A 1,582-nucleotide genomic window follows, 5' to 3' on the forward strand; every position below is an offset into this window, starting at 1 on the left:
CGGTGTTCCGTTCAGCGTGTCATTGGCAGTCAGGGATGCTGTCGTGCCTCCTGCATTGCTGTTGATGGCCGTCGTTGTTTCGGTCACTGCATCGATCACAGGGATCACAACCGGAGCATTTACCGTCAGGCTCACAGTCGCTGTCGAGCAGTTCGATGCATTGGCCTTGTCGCAGATCGAATACGTCAGAGTGTAAGTTCTTGCCGGAGCATTCGCGCCAAGCGTTACTGTTCCAGTCATCGGATCTAAAACTAAATATCCTGAAGGATCTGCAACGGTTGTCGTTATTTTTACTTCAGATGCCGTCAACGGCTGTCCGTTTCTGGTGTCATTGTCCGTAACTGTGATGATTGTCTGAGCTGTTGTTGACTGTGTAACCGAAGCAGGATTGTCTGCATTGGCTACCAAAACATCTCCCACAACTTGGATATAGCTCTTCACTGTATCGCAGTTCAGCGCATGGTCATTATCGCAGATCGTGTATTCCACTTCATAGCTTCCTGAGGCTGTGCCAGGAGCTACTGTGATTGTCTTGTCTGCGTTGATTGTTAATCCTGCAGGAAGCGTGCTAATAAGCGTGAAGCTCACTTCTCCTGCACCTGTTCCAACTGTAACCGGGGTTCCCTCAAGCGTATCATTGGCAGTCAAAGAGATTGTCGTGCCTCCTGCATTGCTGTTGATTGCCGTCGTTGTTTCGGTCACTGCATCTATTATCGGCCTTTCAATTACTATCTCTACTGTTGCAGAATCACAAACACTAGTATTTGCAGTCATACAAATAGTATAGGTAATTAAATGTGTTCCCGCACTTGTATTAGGTGCAACCGTAATTGTTCCGTCAGAATTAAATACGATTCCTGTTGGAAGCGAACCCGTTGACACAGTAATATCTGTTGGTAAAAATAAAGATCCATTTATTTTATCATTAACAAAAACAGTTGAAATAGTCCCTCCTGCGGCTCCATTTATTGTAGATGGGGTATCGTTCTCCGCACAAATATAATTTAAGATTTTAACGTCAGAAGAAGCCACTGATTCGCAACCTAAATTATCAGTCACCTTATAATTATAAGTGTTACCTGCTATTAAACCAGTAATTATAGTTGTCGCAGTATTTCCTGTTATATTCCCTGGGTTGATAGTCCAATTTCCTGCTGGCAAACCGCTTAATTCAACACTAGCCGTCGCTGATGAACAAGTAGGTTGTGTAATTAAACCAACTATTGGGCTTGCAACAGTAGTCACCGTCAATTGCAGTTCCTGATCAGCCGTACAGCCGTTGTTCAGAATCGGATAAGTCCCCGATGCCGTGTAGGCTGTTGAATTTGCAGACCATGTATAAGTATCGCCAGAGCAGATTGTTGTCATGGTGATTATTTTTGCAGGTTTTGGAGTCACAGTCAGGTTCAGCACCTGGTCTGCAGTACAGCCGTTGTTTGGGATTCTCGTTCCGCTTTGGGTTGTGCTGTAAACTGTATTGTTTACTGCCCATTTATAAGTCTCTCCTGAACAGATTGTTGCATTCGTCACCACATCTGCAGGTTTTGGAGTCACAGTCAGGTTCAGCACCTGGTCTGCCGTG

At 45.0% G+C, this 1,582-nt stretch carries 1 protein-coding gene; it reads right to left on the reverse strand.

Annotated features, from left to right (window positions below):
- On the reverse strand, nt 1-1,582 hold a 1,582-nt coding region (locus tag EYY60_RS22180; protein WP_162847816.1), incomplete at both ends, for a hypothetical protein.

Source organism: Flavobacterium zhairuonense, from assembly GCF_004352915.1.
Classification (GTDB): Bacteria; Bacteroidota; Bacteroidia; order Flavobacteriales; family Flavobacteriaceae; genus Flavobacterium; species Flavobacterium zhairuonense.